A 17871-nucleotide genomic window follows, 5' to 3' on the forward strand; every position below is an offset into this window, starting at 1 on the left:
GTTGCCGCACCGCCCCGTTCAGGCCACCCGGGGGGTCGCCGGGTGCCGCCGCAGGCCCACCCGGAAGAGCGAGCGGAGCGTCCACAGCAGCGCCAGGCCGACCACCCCGGCGGCGATCGACAGGCCCAGCTCCCCGTTCAGCGGCAGCAGGATGCCGACCGCGCCGCCGGCCACCCAGGACACCTGCATCAGGGTCTCCGACCGGGCGAACGCCGAGGTCCGCACCGCCTCCGGGACGTCCCGCTGGATCAGCGCGTCCAGCGCCAGCTTGCCCAGCGAGGCCGCCATCCCGGCCACCCCGGCGACCAGAACCACCGTCACCACGCCGTACCAGAGCGCGGCCGCCGCCGTCACGCAGGTCGCCAGCAGCAGCATCGCGGCGACCGTCGCCTCCGGGCCCCGGGTGCGCAGCCAGGAGCCGAGCACCGAGCCCAGCGCGTTGCCCGTCCCGGCCGCCAGCGCCACCAGGCCCAGCGCCACCGTCGGCCGCAGCCCGCCGATCGGCTCCTCCCGCAGCAGGAAGGCCAGGAACATCACCAGGAAGCCGACCAGCCACTTCATCGCCGACATCGCCCGCAGCGCCAGGATCACCGAGGGGCCGACCGTGCGCAGCGAGGCCTTGACCGGCGGCGGCCGGTGGTGGATCAGGTGCGAGCCCTCGCCGTGCACCTCGGCGTGCAGGACGGCCCGCTGCTCGCCCTTGGCGGAGTCCACCGTGGGCGGCAGGTGGAAGGCCATCAGGGTGCCGACGACGAACACCAGGAAGGCGCCGCGCAGCGGCCAGCCAGGCCCGATCAGGTGCAGCAGCCCGCCCACCGCGGCGGCCACGCCGGTGGCCAGCAGCCCGGCCAGGGTGACCCGGGAGTTCGCCTTCACCAGGGACAGCCGGCTCGGCAGCAGCCGGGGCACCACCACGCTGCGCACCACCCCGTACGCCTTGGACGCGACCAGCACGCCGAGCGCCTCCGGGTAGAGCGCGATGCCGCCGCCGGCGATCACCCCGGCCATCGTCCAGGCCAGCACGGCGCGGGCCAGCATGGCCATCGCCATGGCCGCCCGGCGGCCGTGCGGGAGGCGGTCCAGCAGCGGGCCGACCACCGGGGCGAGGAGGGCGAACGGGGCCATCGTGATCAGCAGGTAGAGCGCGACCCGGCCGCGGGCCTCGCCGGTGGGCACCGAGAAGAAGATGGTGGACGCCAGCGCGATGGTGATCAGCATGTCGCCGAAGGAGTTGAGCGCGTGCAGCTCGATCAGTTTGGCGAGGCCGGACTCGCCCGCGCCCTCGGCGGCGGTGGCCCGGCGGATCCGCCGGCCGGTGCCGTGCACCACCTTGCCGGTGCGGGAGCCGGCGGCGGAGGCGGTGCGGACCAGGAAGTGCCGGCGGGGCTCGGGGACCTCGTCCCCGAACTCGTCGTCGTCCCCGTGCCCGTCCGGCTGCCGCGCGGTCCGGTCGGGGGCTCCTGGCGTCTCCGGGGCCTCGTTCCCGGGCCGGTCCGGGGGGCCGGCGGGCGCCTCGGGGCCGTCCGCCGGCTGCGGTTCGTCCGCGCCGGGGACCGGGGGCTGCTGTCGCGGCACGGCGTCCGCCTGGTCGGGGCTGCCGGCCTGCGGGGCGCGCAGTGCGTGCTGCGACGGGTCGTGGTCCGCCACAAGCCCATCCTGCCCCAGAAACGCCGAGCCGACGCGGGACCGGACTCCGCTCGGCGCGGCCCCGGAGCGGCCGTGTCCGCCCCGGACTGTGCCGGGGCACCGGCCGACGGGTAGCCTGCCCAAGGTCGACCCGCCGGAGCGCCGGGGCGCCGGCAGGCCGGTCGAGCGGCGCGGCCGGTACCCGAGGGGGCTCCCGGTCGCGCAGAATGGACGAGGGACACCGAGCCGCGACGGAACAGGCAACACGCCGTGGGCGACAGAAGAACTGGGAGAGAATCGACGCCGTGAGTGCTGCGATGCGAAGCCGTACCCCCGACCGGCTCTGTGCCGAGGCCGTCGAACTCGCCCGCCAGGCCGCCGAGGAGGCCGTCGGTGCGGAGGCCGTCGGGCCGCACCTGGGCGTCCAGGCCGACGCCGACCGCGTCGTCACCCACACCTTCGAGTGCCTGGACGCGGCCTACCGCGGGTGGCACTGGGCGGTCACCGTCGCCCGCGCCCCGCGCGCCAAGAACGTGACCCTGGACGAGGTCGTGCTGCTGCCGGGCGCCGACGCGGTGCTCGCCCCCGAGTGGGTGCCGTGGAGCGACCGGCTGCGCCCCGGCGACATGGGCCCGGGCGACCTGCTGCCCACCGGCGCCGACGACCTGCGGCTGGAGCCCGGCTGGACCGGCGAGGACGAGCCGGCGCCGAACTCCGCGGTCGCCCTGGTGGACGACGAGGACCTGGTCGTCACCGACCCGCACGTCCAGCCCGCTCCGGCCCGTGCCCGGATCAACGCCGTCGCCGAGGAGCTGGGCCTCGGCCGCAGCCGGGTGCTCTCCCGGCTCGGCCTGCACCTGGCCGCCGAGCGCTGGGAGAAGTCCCACGGCCCGCAGACCCCGATGGCGCAGGCCGCCCCGGCCTCGTGCGCGAGCTGCGGCTTCCTGGTGCCGATCGGCGGCTCGCTCGGGCAGGCCTTCGGCGTGTGCGGCAACGAGTTCGGTCCGGCCGACGGCCAGATCGTCTCCTTCGCGTACGGCTGCGGCGGGCACTCCGAGGCGGCCGTCATCCCGGCTCCGCCGGCGCCGTCCGAGCTGATCCTGGACGAGCTGGTGGTCGAGCCGCTGCCGCTGCACCCGGACCGTGCCTCCGGCTCTGTCGAGCCCGACGGCCCGGCCGAGGAGCTCGGCCACTCCTGAGCCCCGGGCCTTCCCTCGGGTCTGTCTTCCGCGGCCCGCACTGGTCACCGACCGGTGCGGGCCGCGGTGCTGTCCGGACGGTTCCGCGCGGCTCCGGGCGGGTGGCGGGAGGCGCCGTCGGCGCCGTCCCGGGGCCGACGCCGGCGGGGTCCGTGGTCGGGAGCAGTCGGTGGGGCAGGGAAGAATGCCCTACGACGAACAGGGCAGCGGAAGGTGGCAGGTCCAGTGGAACCTCGGATCATCGGCAGCGGCACGGACGAGCACCTCGCGGACCCCTTCGGGAGCGCCGCGCTGCGCCGGCGGGTGCTGGACGCCTGGGCCGCCTCGCCGTCCCGGTTCCGGGAGGACGCCAACGCCGAGGAGGAGCTGGCGCTCGGCGGCTACCGGGACCGCCTGGTGGTCGAGTTGGCGCAGAACGCGGCCGACGCCGCGGTCCGGGCCGGCCACGGCCCCGGCCGGCTGCGGCTGACCCTCGCCGACGGCGTGCTCGCCGCCGCCAACACCGGCGCCCCGCTGGACGCGGCCGCCGTCGAGTCGCTGTCCACCCTGCGCGCCTCCTCCAAGCGCGGCGAGGCGCCCGCCGTGGGCCGGTTCGGGGTCGGCTTCGCCGCCGTCCTCGCGGTCACCGACGAGCCCGCCGTGCTGGGCGCCGGCGGCGGGGTGCGCTGGTCGCTCGGCGAGGCCCGGTCGCTGGCCGGGGCCCAGCCCGAGCTGGCCGAGGAGCTGCGCCGCCGGGACGGCCACGTGCCGCTGCTGCGGCTGCCGTTCGCGGCCGAGGGCACCGCCCCGGAGGGCTACGACACGGTGGTCGTGCTGCCGCTGCGGGACGCCGCCGCCGAGGACCTGACCCGCCGTCTGCTGGCCGGGATCGACGACGCGCTGCTGCTCACCCTGCCCGGCCTGCGCGAGGTCGTGGTGGAGACCCCGGACGGCGTCCGGACGCTCACCCGGGACGCCGCCGAGACCCGCCCGGACGGGGTCACCGAGGTGACCGTCACCGACGACGCGGACGGCCGGCCGCGGCGGACGGTCTGGCAGACCGCCGGCGCCTCCGGCACGCTCGCCGCCGAGCTGCTGGCCGACCGGCCCACCGAGGAGCGCGCCCGCCCGTACTGGACGGTGACCTGGGCCGTCCCGGTCGGCGAGGACGGCGCCCCGCAGCGGCCCCGGATCGCCTCCGTGCTGCACGCGCCCACCCCCAGCGACGAGCCGGTCGGCCTGCCCGCGCTGCTGATCGCCTCCTACCCGCTGGACTCCACCCGCCGGCACGTCGCCCCCGGCCCGCTGGCCGACTTCCTCACCGAGCGGGCCGCCGACAGCTACGCCGAGCTGCTGCGCGCCCGTGGCGCCGACCTCGGCTCGCTCGGCCTCGTCCCGGCCCCGCTCGGCCAGGGCGCGCTGGACAACGCGCTGCGCGCCGGGGTGCTCTCCCGGCTGCCCGACACGCCGTTCCTGCCGCACCCGGCGCCGGTCGAGGAGGGCACGCCCGCGCTGCGGCCCCGGGACGCGACGCTGCTGGAGGGCGCGGACGGCTCGGTGGTCGAGGCGCTCTCGCCGATCTTCCCCGGGCTGCTGCCGGCCGGCCTGGAGCGCCGTACCGAGCTGCGGGTGCTGAACGTGCGCCGGGTGCCGCTGGCCGAGGTGGTGGACCAGCTCGGCGGCCTGGACCGCGAGCCCGCGTGGTGGCGCAACCTGTACGCGGCGCTCGGCGCGGCCGACCCGGAGGCGCTCGGCGCGCTGCCCGTCCCGCTCGCCGACGGGCGGACGGTCACCGGGCCGCGGCGCGTCCTGCTGCCCTCCGAGGACGCCGACTGGGCGGCCTTCCCCGGCTATCCCGGGTCGCTCGCGGGCGCGCTCGCGGCGCTCGACCTGCGGCTGGCCCACCCCGAGGCCGCCCACCCGCTGCTGGCCAGGCTCGGCGCCGGCACCGCCACCCCGGCCGGGGTGCTGGACACCCCCGAGGCGCGGGCCGCCGTCGCCCGCTCCTACGAGCTGGCCGAGGACGACCTCGACGCGGCGCTCGAACTCGCCGACGCCGTCCTGGCGTTGGTGAAGGCCGCCGCCCCGGAGCCGGGCGCCCACCCCTGGCTGGCCCGGTTGGCCCTGCTCGACGACGAGGGCGAGCCCGCCCGGGCCGGCGAACTCGTGCTGCCCGGAAGCCCGTTCGCCGCGCTCGCCCGCGAGGAGGACGCCGGCTGGGTGGACGACGAGCTGCTGGAGCGCTGGGGGTCCGAGGTGCTCGCCGCGGTCGGCGTGCTGGCCGACTTCGTGCTGGTGCGCGCCGAGGACGTGGTGCTCGACCCGGACGACCTGGAGCGGCTCGACCCGACCGTCCCCGCCGACCGCGCGGCCGGCGGCCACCCCACCGGCCTGCTGGACGAGGCGCCGGACGGGCTCGCCGAGTGGGCCGAGGACGCGCTGGAGGCGCTGCAGGCCGACGAGGCGGTCGGCGTCCCGCCGGTCGCCGCCGAGCTGCTGGCCGTGCGCGACCTCGACCTGGTGGACGACGACGCCTGGCCGGAGGCGCTCGCCGCGCTGGCCCGCCCGCCGTACCGGGAGGCCGTGGTCGGCCCGGTGCGCACCCTGCTGCCGGACGGCTCGTACGCCGACCTGCCGCCGTACACCGCCTGGTGGCTGCGCGACCACCCGGTGCTGGCGGGCCGTGAGCCGGCCGGCCTGCGCGCCGCCGGGGCCGACCCGCTGCTGCGCGGCCTGTACGACGAGGCCCGCACCACCCTGGACGAGCAGTTCCTGCACGCGCTCGGGGTGCGCACCACGCTGGCCGCGCTGCTCGCCGAGCCGCACGGGCCGGACGAGGTGCTGGACCGGATGACCGACCCGGACGCCGAGGTCGGCCACCGCCAGCTGCACGGCATCCACACCGCGCTGGCCCGGGTGGACCGCGAGCGGATCGAGCCGCTGGACGTGGTGCGGGCGCTGCCGCCGATGGACCCGGACACCGGGCGCCGGCCGGCCCACACCGTGGTGGTGGACGCCACCGAGGCGGTCGTCGCCGACGCCCCCGACCTGGTCCAGCTGCTGCACCCGTACCCGCTGCTGCCGGTCGCCCCGGCGCTGGCCGCCGACCTCGCCGAGCGGCTGCACGTGTCGCTGGCCAGCGAGGTGGCGGGCGGCCGGGTGCTGTCCGAGGGCGTGCTGCACCGGGTCCCGGCGGTGGTGCGGGAGCTGCTGCCCGGCTGCCCGGTCGCCTACGAGGAGCACGAGGAGCTGCTGGTCGTCGGGCCGGACGGCGGTGAGGCGGCGGTGGACTGGCGCTGGGACACCGGGGCGGACACCCCGGAGCCGCCGTACGACCCGGAGCTGGCCGAGGCCGGCGACGAGGACGACGAGTTCGAGGTCCCGCCGGTGCCCGGCCTGCTGCACGCGGCCACCCCGGAGGGCCTCGCCGCCGGGCTGGCCTGGTCGGTCGGGCAGTGGCACCGCCGCTTCGAGGTGCTGGCCGCGCTCAGCGAGCCCGACCGCGCCTACGAGCTCTCGGCCGCCCGGGACTTCGAGGGCTGAGCCCCGCGGCGCGCACCGGTCGGCCGGTCGGTGCGCGCCCGCAGCCGCCGGTAGACGGCGGTGGTGGCGGTCAGCCAGACCGCGCCGAGCGTCACCAGCGCGGCGGTCCGCAGTGCCGGTGTGGGCCGGACGGTCAGCCCGACGCCCGCCATCGCCAGGGCGGCCAGTCCGGCCGCCGCCAAGCCGCCCAGGAAGGCGATGAACGCCTCCAGGTCCCCACCCCTGCGTGCCATTCGGCACCCCCTTCCGGGGTCATCATCGGGTGTGCGCGGGGGGCTTGTCACGCGGTGGCGCGGCCGGCCGGCGGCTCCGTCACTCCATGCCGCGGCGCTTCATCACGCGCCAGGCGATCTCCAGGGCGATGCCGCAGACCACCGCGACGGCGACGCCCGTCAGCGGGTCGCGGTAGCCGACCAGGGAGAGGTCGAAGAACGACTTCAGCGGGGGCACCAGCAGGACCAGGGCGAACGCGCCGCCCATGGCGCCGATCAGCAGCAGCCGCCACCAGTTGTACGGGCGGGCGACGATGGCGAGGACCCAGATGGCGATCAGGAAGAGCGTCAGGGTGGCCACGCTGGTGTCGGCCTTGAGGTCGGTCGCGTGGTCGGTGCGGGCGAGCGTGTAGGCAACGAAGGTGCCGGTGCCGGCGATGGCGCCGCCGGGGACCGCCAGCCGCAGCACGCGCTTCACGAAGCCGGTGCGGGCCCGCTCGTTGTTGGGGGCGAGGGCGAGGAAGAAGGCCGGGATGCCGATGGTCAGCGAGGACAGCACGGTGGAGTGCCGGGGCAGGAACGGGTACGGCGAGTGGGTGAAGATCACCAGGAGCGCCAGCAGGACCGAGTAGACGGTCTTCACCAGGAAGAGTGAGGCGACCCGCTCGATGTTGCCGATCACCCGGCGGCCCTCGGCCACCACCGACGGCAGCGAGGCGAAGGAGTCGTTCAGCAGCACGATCTGGGCGACCGCCTTGGTGGCGTCGGAGCCGGTGCCCATCGCCACGCCGATGTCGGCGTCCTTGAGCGCGAGCACGTCGTTGACGCCGTCTCCGGTCATCGCCACGGTGTGGCCGCGGGACTGCAGCGCCCCGACCAGTTGGCGCTTCTGCTGGGGGGTGACCCGGCCGAAGACGCTGGTCCGGTCGGCGGTCTCGGCGAGCTGCTCCGGGTCGGTGGGCAGGGAGCGGGCGTCCAGCGGGTGGTCGGCGCCGGGCAGGCCCAGGTGGCCGGCCACCGCGCCGACCGAGACCGCCGAGTCGCCGGAGATGACCTTGGCCCGGACCCGCTGGCCCTCGAAGTAGCGCAGGGTCTCGGCGGCGTCCGAGCGCAGCCGCTGCTGGATCACCACCAGGGCGAGCGGGGTGAGGCCGGCCGCCGGGTCGGGGGAGTCCAGCGGGACGGGGGTGCGGCCCAGCAGCAGCACGCGCAGGCCCTGGGCGCCCAGTTCGTCCACCTCGGCCAGGGCCGGGTGCCCGGCGGGCAGCAGCACGTCGGGCGCGCCGAGCAGCCAGCTGGCCTCGCCGCCCTGCGGCTCCAGCAGCTGCACGCCGCTCCACTTGCGGGCGGAGGAGAAGGGCATCGCCTCGATCACCCGCCAGCCGTTCCGGCCGGAGGCGGCGCCGTCGTCGCCGCGCCCGTACGCGTCGATGACCGCCTGCATGGACGGGTTGGGGCGGGCGTCGGCGCCGGCCATCACGGCCAGCGCGTGTTGGACGGTGTCCTTGTCGACGGCGGCGGGCTCCCCGTCGGAGAGCACCCGCAGGTCGACCACGTCCATGCCGCCCTCGGTGAGGGTGCCGGTCTTGTCCAGGCAGACGGTGTCCACCCGGGCCAGGCCCTCGATCGCCGGGAGCTCCTGGACCAGGCACTGCTTGCGGCCGAGCCGGACCACGCCGATCGCGAAGGCGACCGAGGTCAGCAGCACCAGGCCCTCGGGGACCATCGGCACGATGCCGGCCACCATGCGCCGGACGGCCTCGCGCCAGTCCCGGCCCTCGACGGCCAGCTGGCTGATGATCAGGCCGAGGGCGGTGGGGATCAACAGGTAGGTGATGATCCGCAGGATGCTGTCGATGCCGGTGCGCAGCTCCGACTTCACCAGGGTGAACTTGCTGGCCTCCTCGGCGAGCTGGGCCGCGTAGGCCTCGCGGCCGACCTTGGTGGCGGTGAACGCGCCGGCGCCGGCCACCACGAAGCTGCCGGACATCACCTGGTCGCCGGGCTGCTTGAGGACCGGGTCGGGTTCGCCGGTGAGCAGCGACTCGTCGATCTCCAGGCCGTCCGCCTCGGTGACCTCGCCGTCCACGATCACCTTGTCGCCGATGCCGAGCAGCACGGTGTCGTCGAGGACGATCTCGGAGACGCCGACCTGCCGGGCGGTGCCGTCCCGGCGGACCTGCGGGCGGGCCTCGCCGATCAGGGCCAGGCTGTCCAGGGTCTTCTTGGCGCGCAGCTCCTGGATGATGCCGATCGCTGTGTTGGCCACGATGACCAGGCCGAACAGGCCGTCCTGGATCGGACCGACGATCAGGATGATCCCGAACATCACGCCGATGATCGCGTTGAAGCGGGTGAAGACGTTGGCGCGGACGATCTCCCGGGTGGACCGGCTGGACCGTACGGGGACGTCGTTGACCTGGCCCCGGGCGACCCGTTCGGCGACCTCGGCGGTGGTCAGGCCGCCGCGTCGGCCGGGCAGCAGGCCGAGGGGGTGGGCTCCGTCCGGGCGGTCTCCGTCGGCCGGCTGCTCTTCCGCCGGCTGGGCAGGCTGCGTCATGGCACCGACTCTACGGGCGCCTTATGTCCGGTGCGTGCTACTAAAGGACTATTCAGTCCGACCGGGTGGCCGGGTCCTGGCCGTCGTCGCCGGTCGTCCGTTCGGCCGTGTGCGCGGCCGCCTCGGCGGCGCGGCCGCGGGCGATCGCGTCCCGCCGGGCGCGGCAGTACCAGAGGCCGATCAGGCCGAGCAGGCCGCCGGAGAGGCAGATCCACGGCCAGGTGCCGTGGCCGTGAGCCGAGAGGCTGCCCTGGAAGGGGAGCAGGGCGAGGAAGGCGATGAACCACAGCACCGTGCCGCCGCCGACGATGGCGACGTCGTTGGCCTCCAGCGGAGGGGGCGAGGGGTGCAGTGGCGTCTTGGGCATGGGGCCTAGCGTACGGTGCGGTGGGGCGGCTGCGCGGGTGCCGTGACCCCGCGCGGGCTCTACGCGCGAAGATAGCGCGTGTGCGATCGGGAAACGATACTTGAGGCCCTGCGCCCGGCCACCGTCGCCCCGGGCGTTCCCACCCCCTCCTCAGCTCCCCCACAGAGGACGCACGCATGCCTGTGGTCCAGCCGACCACCGAGTCGCCCGAACCCGCCGACGCCGCGCCGCAGCCCCCCACGAGCGCCGTCGACCGCTTCTTCCGGATCAGCGAGCGGGGCTCCACCCTGCCGCGCGAGATCCGCGGCGGTGTCGCCACCTTCTTCACCATGGCGTACATCCTGGTGCTGAACCCGATCATCCTGGCCAGCGGCACGGACGTCACCGGGGCTCACCTGAACAGCGCCCAGCTGGTCACCGCCACCGCCCTCACCGCGGGTCTCACCACCCTGCTGATGGGCGTCATCGGCAACGTCCCGATCGGCCTGGCCGCCGGACTCGGCGTCAACACGATCGTGGCGCTCCAGCTCGCCCCCAAGATGACCTGGCCGGACGCCATGGGCATGGTCGTGCTGGCCGGTTTCGCGATCATGCTGCTGGTCGCCACCGGGCTGCGCGAGCGGGTCATGAACGCCGTCCCGCTCGGCCTGCGCAAGGCCATCGCGATCGGTATCGGCCTGTTCATCAGCCTGGTCGGCCTGGTCGACTCCGGCTTCGTCAGCCGCATCCCGGACGCCGCCCACACCACCGTCCCGCTCCAGCTCGGCGGCAACGGGCACCTGCTCGGCTTCCCGGTGCTGATCTTCGTGATCGGCCTGGTGCTCACCCTGGTCCTGCTGATCCGCAAGGTGCCCGGCGCCATCCTGATCAGCATCGCGGTCTCCACCGCGCTCGCCGCGGTCATTGACAAGGTGGCCGACGTCCCGGCGCTCAAGTGGGGCCTCACCGTCCCGACCTGGCCGGGCAACCCGGTCTCCGCGCCGGACTTCGGCCTGGTCGGCAAGGTCAGCCTGTTCGGCGGCTTCGAGAAGGTCGGCGTGCTGACCGGCCTGCTGTTCGTCTTCACCGTGCTGATGTCCTGCTTCTTCGACGCGATGGGCACCATCCTCGGCGTGGCCGACGAGGCCCACCTGCTGGACGAGAAGGGCGACCTGCCCGGCATCAACAAGGTCCTGATGGTCGACGGCATCGCCACCGCGGCCGGCGGCGCCACCTCGGCCTCCGCCAACACCTGCTTCGTCGAGTCCACCGCCGGCGTCGGCGAGGGCGCCCGGACCGGCTTCGCCTCGATCGTCACCGGCCTGCTCTTCGTGGTGGCGCTCTTCCTCACCCCGCTCGCCACCATGGTCCCGGCCCAGGCCGCCACCCCGGCCCTGATCACCGTCGGCTTCCTGATCCTGGCCAACTCGATCAAGGAGATCGACTGGGCCGACTACACGATCGCGATCCCGGCCTTCCTGACCATCGTGATGATGCCGTTCACCTACAGCATCACCAACGGCATCGGCATGGGCTTCATCGCCTTCTGCGTGCTGCGCCTGGCCGCCGGCCGCGGCCGCGAGGTCCCCGTCCCCATGTACGCGGTGGCGTCGGTCTTCGCCTTCTACTACCTGATGCCGGCCTTCGGCCTGCTCTGACGGCCCCGCCGGTTCTCCGACGGCCCCGTCCTCCCGCTCGGGAGGGCGGGGCCGTCGGCGTTCGCCGCAGCGGGGCTTCACACCTTCGGGTTGTTCTGCGGACGGGACGGTCGTGGCGCCTTGCCGGCGAGGGAGGTTCCCGGGTAGGGGCGCGGACCCATGACCGCGGACCCATGACCTGAAAGGAACCAGTCGTGAGCCGTACAACGGCTGCCGCGGTGATCGGCGGCGCAGTCCTCGCTCTGACCATGACGACGGCCCCGGCCGCCTCGGCGCAGCCCGAGGGCCGGGTCGGGCAGATCCAGAACCTCCACTTCGGGCGGTGTCTCGCGGTGAACCCGGACCAGACCGTCGGGCTGGGCCCGTGCATCCCCGTGCCGCCGTTCCTCTGGGACGTCCCGAGTGAAGGGACGGGGCAGATCCGCAGCCTCGCGGCGAACGCGTGCCTGACGGACGTGGACACCAGCAACCCGTGGGGCCACGCCGTACTCCTCCAGTGCACCGGCGACCTGCGCCAGGTGTGGGAGTTCACCGGGCCGGACGGTCCGTTCATCAAGAACGTCCTCACCGGCCGGTACCTGAAGGCCAACGACTCCGAGGGCGTCTACGTCGGCAGTCAGACCGGGTCCCACCCGGAGTGGGCCGTCCGCTGACGGACGCACCGGGCCGTGCCCGTGGGGCCGGCGGTGGTCGGGGAGCCGACCGCCGCCGGCCCTTCGCGTGCCGGGGGCGGGTCAGTGGACGCAGAACTCGTTGCCCTCGGGATCCTGCATGACCGTCCAGGCGCCGCCGGGCTCGTCGACGTGGCGGAGGGGGGTGGCGCCGAGGGCGGTGAGGCGGGCGACGGTGGCCTCGCGCTCGCCCGGGCCGGGGTGGACGTCGAGGTGCAGGCGGTTTTTGCCCTGCCGGGGCTCGGGGACGGCCTGGAACAGGACGCGGCGGCCGAGGCCGGTGTCCGAGGCCGGGTCGAACGGGTCCTCGGGGTGGCGGACGGCGGCCAGGGAGCGCCAGGCCGGGTGGCCGTCCACCTCGGTGAGGGCCTCCGGGTCGACCGCGCCGGCGGCGAGCAGCCGGGTGATCAGCGCGCCGTGGTCCTCCGGCGTGTACTCCAGGGCGGCGGCCCAGAAGGCGGCCTGGCGGTGCGGGTCGGCGCAGTCGATGACGAGCTTCCAGTGCAGCGGCATGTAACCGTTTCTACCGGTTACCCGGGGGTCGGGCAATGGCCGGCCGTCAGAAGTTGTCAAAAAGGCGCCCGTGTAGGCCAGTTGGCGGTGGGAATACTGGCTGGACGGAGAAGGGGGAGGGGACTCGACCGATGGTGCAACAGGATCCGCCGGGGGGCGTCGAGGCGCAGCTGCTGCCGGAGCTGTTCTGGACGACGGACAAGGCCTCGCTGGACGGCCAGCGGGAGACGCTGCGCTGGTACCGCGGCCTGATCGCGATGCTGGTGGTCGCCGCCGTGATCGGGTCGTTCCCCGACCCGGACGACAAGAACGCCCTCGACATCTGGCCGCTGTTCTCGGTCGCCGCCTTCCTGGTGGCCGGCTACTTCTGGTCCCGGCTGCGCCGCGGCAACCCGCAGGGCCGCTGGTACCAGGCCCGGGCGGCGGCCGAGTCGGTCAAGACGCTGGCCTGGAAGTACACCGTCCGGGCCCGGCCGTTCGACGGTGCGGCCGAGTCCGAGGACACCGACCGCGGCTACCTGCTCCAGGTCGAGGACGTGCTGCGGGCCTTCGAGGACCCGGAGATCGTGCCGCCCGGCAGCGTCGCCGAGATCACCCCGGAGATGCGCCGGCAGCGCGCCGAGAGCCTGACCACCCGGCGCACGCTCTACCTGCGCACCCGGGTCGAGGGCCAGCGCACCTGGTACCGCTCCCGGGCCGAGGCCTGCGACTCGCAGGCGGTCTCCTGGGGGCTCGGCGTCGCGGTGCTGATCATCGTCGGTGCTGCGGCGGCCATCGCCCAGGCCACCGGCGCGCTGCCGGTGCACGTCTTCGGCGCCACCTCGGCCGCGGCGGCGGCGATCATCGCCTGGACGCAGCTCAAGCAGCTCGGCCCGCTGGCCGCCGCCTACCAACTGGCCGCGCGGGAGCTGGAGAACGTCGGCAACCAGCTGTCCGACCTCGACCTCAAGGCGCCGGACGCCGAGGCCCGTTGGGCCCGGCTGGCGGCCGAGGCGGAGGACGCGGTCTCCCGGGAGCACACCACCTGGCGGGCCCGCCGGGCGTTCCCGCGCTGAGCCGGGGCCGCGGGACGGGCGGGGGCGGGAGCGGCGCAGAGTACTCGACCGGAGCGGGGACTTGGGGAGATCCGGCGAAACGCGGGGTGCGGGTGTGCGGGGTGCGTGAGAGTAGGGCGCCCAGGTGCGGACCGTAATCGTTACGTGTCCATGCCCTGGTTTCATCGCCTGCGCGCGACCCCAGTTCCCGCCGGAGGCCCTCCTTGCGCATTCTCCTGATCGCCAGCGCGTTCAACAGCCTGACCCAGCGCGTCCACACCGGGCTGCGCGAGCGCGGCCACCAGGTCGCTGTCCAACTCGCCCTCGGTGACGAGCAGATGAGGGCGGCGGTGGTCCGCACCGACCCCGAGCTGATCATCTGTCCGATGCTCACCAAGGCCGTCCCGCAGGACATCTGGTCGACCCGGACCGTCCTGATCGTCCACCCGGGGCCCAAGGGCGACCGCGGCCCCTCCTCGCTCGACTGGGCGATCACCGAGGGGGCCGAGCGCTGGGGCGTCACCGTGCTGCAGGCCGTCGAGGAGATGGACGCCGGCGACATCTGGGCGTCCGTCGAGTTCCCCGTCCCGGCCTGCGGCAAGAGCGAGTTGTACCGGGGCGAGCTCGCCGACGCCGCCGTCGAGGCCGTCCTGCTGGCCGTCCAGCGGTACGAGGGAGGGCTGTTCACCCCCGAACCGCTGGACTACGCCCGGCCGGACGTGCACGGCGAACCGCGGCACCCGCTGCGCCAGGAGGCCCGCCGGATCGACTGGGAGCGGGACGACACCGCCACCGTGCTGCGCAGGCTGCGCGCCGCCGACTCCCAGCCCGGCGTGCTGGACGAGCTGTACGGACGGGAGTTCTTCCTGCACGGCGGCCACCCCGAGGACGAGCTGCGCGGCCCGGTGCCCGGTGCCGTGCTGGCCACCCGGGACGGCGCCATCTGCCGGGCCACCGTGGACGGCGCGGTGTGGATACCGCAGCTGCGCCCGCGCCGTACCCCCGGCGGGCCGGCCACCTTCAAGCTGCCGGCCGCCACGGTGCTCGCCGACGAGCTGTACCGGGTCCGCGAGGTGCCGGTGAGCCCGGAGCGGGCGAGCGGCCGGGACACCTGGTCGGAGCTGCGCTACCACGAGGAGGGCGAGGTCGGGTTCCTCGAATTCGCCTACGCGGGCGGGGCGATGAGCACCGACCAGTGCCGCCGGTTGCTCGCCGCCTACCGGGAGGCGGCCGAGCGGCCGACCTCGGTGCTGGTGCTCGGCGCGCCCCGGGACTTCTTCTCCAACGGCATCCACCTCAACGTCATCCAGGGCGCGGCCTTTCCGGCGCTGGAGTCCTGGGAGAACATCAACGCGATGGACGACGTCGTCGAGGCGGTGCTGACCACGACGGACAAGGTGACGGTGGCGGCCCTGGCCGGGAACGCGGCGGCCGGCGGGCTGATGGCGGCGCTCGCCGCCGACGAGGTGTGGTGCCGGGACTCGGCCGTGCTCAACCCGCACTACCGGCTGATGGGCCTGTACGGCTCCGAGTACTGGACGTACACCCTGCCCCGCCGGGTCGGTGCCGAGCAGGCCGGGCGGCTCACCGCCGAGGCGCTGCCGGTCGGCGCGGACCACGCCCGCCGGATCGGCCTGGTGGACCGTACGGTCGGCGGGGACGCGGCCGGGTTCCGCCGCTGGGTGGCGCGGGAGGCGGCCCGGATCGCCGCCTCGCCGGAGCTCACCGGGCGGCTGGTGGACAAGAAGCGCCGCCGCGCGGCCGACGAGGAGGCCAAGCCGCTGGCCGAGTACCGGGCGGAGGAACTGCGCCGGATGCACGCCGACTTCTACCGGGCGGGCGGGCCGTACCACGCGCTGCGGCGGGACTTCGTGCACAAGGTCTGCCCGGTGGCCACGCCGGAGCACGTGGCGGGGCTGCTCGGGCGGCCGGATCAGTCGTAAGTGGCCCGCGCGGTCGTAACGGCCCACGCGGGCACAGGGGTTCGCGCGGTCGTGGCGGGTCGCGCGTCGTACGGGGAGGGCAGGAGCGGGACGGGCGGCGCCCGGCCGGGGTGGGGGGCCCGGCCGGACGCCCGCTCGGGCCCCGCTCCCGTACCCGGCGTCAGTGCCGGGCCGCCCCGCCCAGCGGCTGTCGCCGCTGCGGGACGAACTGGCCGTCCGGGTCGCCCGGGGTGCGCGCGGCCCGCGGGGGCAGCGGGGCGGCCGGACCGGCCAGCAGGGGTTGGGAGTCGGGTCGGCTCGGGGAGACGGCGAAGGCCAGCGAGCCGAAGAAGACGTAGCAGCCGAGCCCGACCCCGAGCGGGAAGATGAACTGGAGCGCCATCACGCCGCCTTCGGTGGAGCGCGAGAAGTCCAGCTGGACGGAGAGCGCCGCCATGCCGGTGTAGTGCATCGCGCAGACCGCCACGCCCATCACCGGCGCCGCCGCCAGGACGGCGAGCGTGCCCCGGATGTTCAGCGCGGCCCAGAGCGCGGCGGTGGCGGCGACCACGGCGATGGCCACCGAGGCCGCCACGACGGTCCGGTCGTAGCCGAGCCGGCCGGGCAGGACCATCGCGGCCATGCCCAGGTAGTGCATCGCGGCGACCCCGAGGCCGGTGGTCAGCCCGCCGACCAGCAGGGCAGGGGCGCGGCGGCGCCAGTACCCGACGGTGAAGAGCCCGATGCCGACCACGGCGACGGCGACCAGCAGGCTGAGCACGGTGAGCAGGGGCCGGTAGCTGATCTCGGCGCCGGTCACGGAGAAGCCGAGCATCGCGATGAAGTGCATCGACCAGATCCCGGCGCCGAGCGAGGTGGAGGCGAACAGCAGCCAGACGACCCGGGTGCGGCCCTGGGAGACGAGCGCCCAGCGGGCGCTGCGCAGCGCGACGAAGGCGCCGAGGCAGGCGACGAAGTACGAGACCGCCGGGGTCACCCAGCCGTGGTCGGCATGGTGGATCGCACCCAAGAGAGCTCCCTGGACGAGGGTTGAGGGCACCGGGGCGCGGGAGGGCGCGGCTGGTCGGGGAAGGCGCGCGGCGAACGGGCACCGGAGCGGGAACGCCGTCCCGCGGGGAGGAGCCTGGCGTGTGGTGCCCCTGACAAGGGGGAGATTAGCCATCGACCGGCAGTCGCACAATGTTCGCGTTTTTCGTGAAGTCCCAGGTCAGGATGGGCCTTTACGCGGCCTGCATGATCCCGGCACCAACCCCTGACACCGCCTGCGCACCGTCCCCGGCCGCCTTTGGTGCTTACTCCAAGGGGGCTAGCCCGAACGGGTGGCCGGCCGGGTCGATCAGCACCCGCAGCGTGCGGCCGTGCTGGTAGGCGGGCTCGGTGGCGCCGAGCGCGAGGGCCTTGGCGGTGGCCTCGTCCAGGTCGTCGACGTAGAAGTCGAGGTGGAAGTGCTTGCTGCCGTCCGGCTCCGTCCACGGCTCCGGCCGGTAGCCGGTCACCCGTCCGAAGCCCAGCGGGCTGCCGCCCTCCGGGTTGTCCAGGATGGCGAAGTGGTCGTCCGCGTGCCTGGTCTCCCACCCCAGCAGTTCGCCGTAGAACGAGGCCAGCGCGACCGGGTCGGCGCAGTCGATGGTGACCATGGCGAGCCGGCCGAAGCCGGTGTCGGCGGGCCCGGTCGGCCCGGTCGGCTGGGGCTGCTCGGACGACCGGGGCCGGTCGGACCGTTCGGACGACTGCGGCCGTCCGGACGGCTCGGACCGCTCGGACCGCTCGGTGGCGAGGTCGGACATGGCAGGTCGGCCCTTCTGGGAGTCGAGAGCTGGGGCCCATCACCAATATGGCACCGGGGTGACCCTCCGGCACGGCGGCGGATCTCATTTTCCTTAGCGAGAGTAATGACGTAAGCTAAAGAGATGCCCGAGATGTCCGAGCAGGACCTCGCAGCGATCAGTCAGCTGCGATCGTCCACGATGCGCCTCTCCCGACGACTCAAACACCAGAGGGTGGAGGAGTCGCTGAGTCCCACCGAGATGGGAGTGCTGGGCACCCTCGCCCGGTGCGGGAAGGCGACGCCGGGTGAGCTCGCCCGGAAGGAGCACGTGCAGCCTCCTTCGATGACCAGGATCGTCGCGATGCTGGAGGAGAAGGGGCTGGTGCGGCGCGAACCGCACCCCGAGGACCGCCGACAGGTGGTCGTCAGCAGCACCGAGCAGGCCGAGACGATCCTCGCGGAGAGTCGTCGGCGCCGGAACGTCTGGCTCGCCGAGCTCGCCCAGGGGCTCGACGAGGAGGAGTGGGCCGTCCTCAGGGAGGCCGCGCCCGTGCTCTACAAGCTCGCACACCTGTAGCCGTACACCCGCGGTCCGTACGGCCGCAGCTCGTACACCTCTGAGGCACACCGACCCCGGCCGGCCGCCGGGAGAACAAGGAGCCCGCATCACCGCAGGACCGACCACCGACACCGGGAGCGCGACGGCCACCGCCATGGCCCGCCCGCCCCCCGGGGCGGCCCCCCTGGCACCCCCGGCCGCAGCCAGCCGCCCCCTCCGCGCGCTCGAGGCCCCCCCCGCCCCCGCCCCGGCCCGGGGCG

Annotated in this window: 14 protein-coding genes; 7 read left to right on the forward strand and 7 right to left on the reverse strand. The window is 74.8% G+C overall.

Features of this window, described 5'->3' with window-relative positions:
• Positions 1–18: 18 nt before the first annotated feature.
• The gene (locus tag ACFVU7_RS34465; protein ID WP_049659510.1) at positions 19–1371 is read right to left on the reverse strand and encodes an MFS transporter; all 1353 of its coding nucleotides are present in this window, start codon (positions 1369–1371) and stop codon (positions 19–21) included.
• Between the two features lie 572 nt (positions 1372–1943).
• On the opposite strand from ACFVU7_RS34465, the gene ACFVU7_RS34470 reads away from it, so the two are divergent.
• Together ACFVU7_RS34470 and ACFVU7_RS34475 are read left to right on the forward strand one after the other, a co-directional pair.
• Positions 1944–2825: a DUF3027 domain-containing protein gene (locus tag ACFVU7_RS34470; RefSeq protein ID WP_049659506.1), complete on the forward strand. Its 882-nt coding sequence runs from the start codon at positions 1944–1946 to the stop codon at positions 2823–2825.
• A gap of 225 nt (positions 2826–3050) precedes the next feature.
• On the forward strand, positions 3051–6347 hold the full coding sequence (locus ACFVU7_RS34475; protein ID WP_380740368.1) for a sacsin N-terminal ATP-binding-like domain-containing protein: 3297 nt from the start codon (positions 3051–3053) through the stop codon (positions 6345–6347).
• Here the strand turns inward: ACFVU7_RS34475 and ACFVU7_RS34480 are convergent.
• The 3 genes from ACFVU7_RS34480 to ACFVU7_RS34490 form a co-directional block, all read right to left on the reverse strand.
• Positions 6311–6580: a hypothetical protein gene (locus ACFVU7_RS34480; RefSeq protein WP_049655012.1), complete on the reverse strand. Its 270-nt coding sequence runs from the start codon at positions 6578–6580 to the stop codon at positions 6311–6313. The genes ACFVU7_RS34475 and ACFVU7_RS34480 overlap by 37 nt on opposite strands.
• A 79-nt stretch (positions 6581–6659) precedes the next feature.
• Positions 6660–9119 (reverse strand): HAD-IC family P-type ATPase, encoded by a 2460-nt coding sequence (locus tag ACFVU7_RS34485; protein WP_388049135.1) that lies wholly within the window; start codon positions 9117–9119, stop codon positions 6660–6662.
• A 52-nt stretch (positions 9120–9171) separates the two neighbouring features.
• Positions 9172–9486 carry a DUF2530 domain-containing protein gene (locus ACFVU7_RS34490; RefSeq protein WP_388049138.1) on the reverse strand — a complete coding sequence of 105 codons (315 nt, stop codon included), beginning with the start codon at positions 9484–9486 and terminating at the stop codon, positions 9172–9174.
• A 176-nt stretch (positions 9487–9662) separates the two neighbouring features.
• Between ACFVU7_RS34490 and ACFVU7_RS34495 the strand changes: the two genes are divergently transcribed.
• Together ACFVU7_RS34495 and ACFVU7_RS34500 are read left to right on the forward strand one after the other, a co-directional pair.
• On the forward strand, positions 9663–11123 hold the full coding sequence (locus ACFVU7_RS34495) for an NCS2 family permease (protein ID WP_049655021.1): 1461 nt from the start codon (positions 9663–9665) through the stop codon (positions 11121–11123).
• 194 nt (positions 11124–11317) lie between these two features.
• Complete coding sequence (locus tag ACFVU7_RS34500; RefSeq protein ID WP_388049141.1) at positions 11318–11776, forward strand: ricin-type beta-trefoil lectin domain protein; 459 nt, start codon at positions 11318–11320, stop codon at positions 11774–11776.
• 81 nt (positions 11777–11857) lie between these two features.
• Here the strand turns inward: ACFVU7_RS34500 and ACFVU7_RS34505 are convergent, their stop codons facing one another.
• A complete protein-coding gene (locus ACFVU7_RS34505) occupies positions 11858–12307 on the reverse strand; it encodes a VOC family protein (RefSeq protein ID WP_388049143.1) in 450 nt (149 codons plus the stop codon).
• Positions 12308–12438: 131 nt separating this feature from the next.
• On the opposite strand from ACFVU7_RS34505, the gene ACFVU7_RS34510 reads away from it, so the two are divergent.
• Together ACFVU7_RS34510 and ACFVU7_RS34515 are read left to right on the forward strand one after the other, a co-directional pair.
• Positions 12439–13362: a DUF4231 domain-containing protein gene (locus ACFVU7_RS34510; RefSeq protein ID WP_387972711.1), complete on the forward strand. Its 924-nt coding sequence runs from the start codon at positions 12439–12441 to the stop codon at positions 13360–13362.
• Between the two features lie 203 nt (positions 13363–13565).
• Entirely contained in the window at positions 13566–15284 is a 1719-nt protein-coding gene (locus tag ACFVU7_RS34515) for a hydrogenase maturation protein (protein ID WP_388049146.1), read from the forward strand.
• Positions 15285–15444: 160 nt separating this feature from the next.
• On the opposite strand, the gene ACFVU7_RS34520 is transcribed toward ACFVU7_RS34515, so the two are convergent.
• Together ACFVU7_RS34520 and ACFVU7_RS34525 are read right to left on the reverse strand one after the other, a co-directional pair.
• Complete coding sequence (locus tag ACFVU7_RS34520; protein WP_375876453.1) at positions 15445–16293, reverse strand: MHYT domain-containing protein; 849 nt, start codon at positions 16291–16293, stop codon at positions 15445–15447.
• A gap of 283 nt (positions 16294–16576) precedes the next feature.
• The gene (locus ACFVU7_RS34525) at positions 16577–17071 is read right to left on the reverse strand and encodes a VOC family protein (protein ID WP_234348557.1); all 495 of its coding nucleotides are present in this window, start codon (positions 17069–17071) and stop codon (positions 16577–16579) included.
• 123 nt (positions 17072–17194) lie between these two features.
• On the opposite strand from ACFVU7_RS34525, the gene ACFVU7_RS34530 reads away from it, so the two are divergent.
• A complete protein-coding gene (locus ACFVU7_RS34530) occupies positions 17195–17629 on the forward strand; it encodes a MarR family winged helix-turn-helix transcriptional regulator (protein ID WP_030235202.1) in 435 nt (144 codons plus the stop codon).
• Positions 17630–17871: the final 242 nt, after the last annotated feature.

Source organism: Kitasatospora sp. NPDC058046, from assembly GCF_042885595.1.
In the GTDB taxonomy this organism is placed as follows: domain Bacteria; phylum Actinomycetota; class Actinomycetes; order Streptomycetales; family Streptomycetaceae; genus Kitasatospora.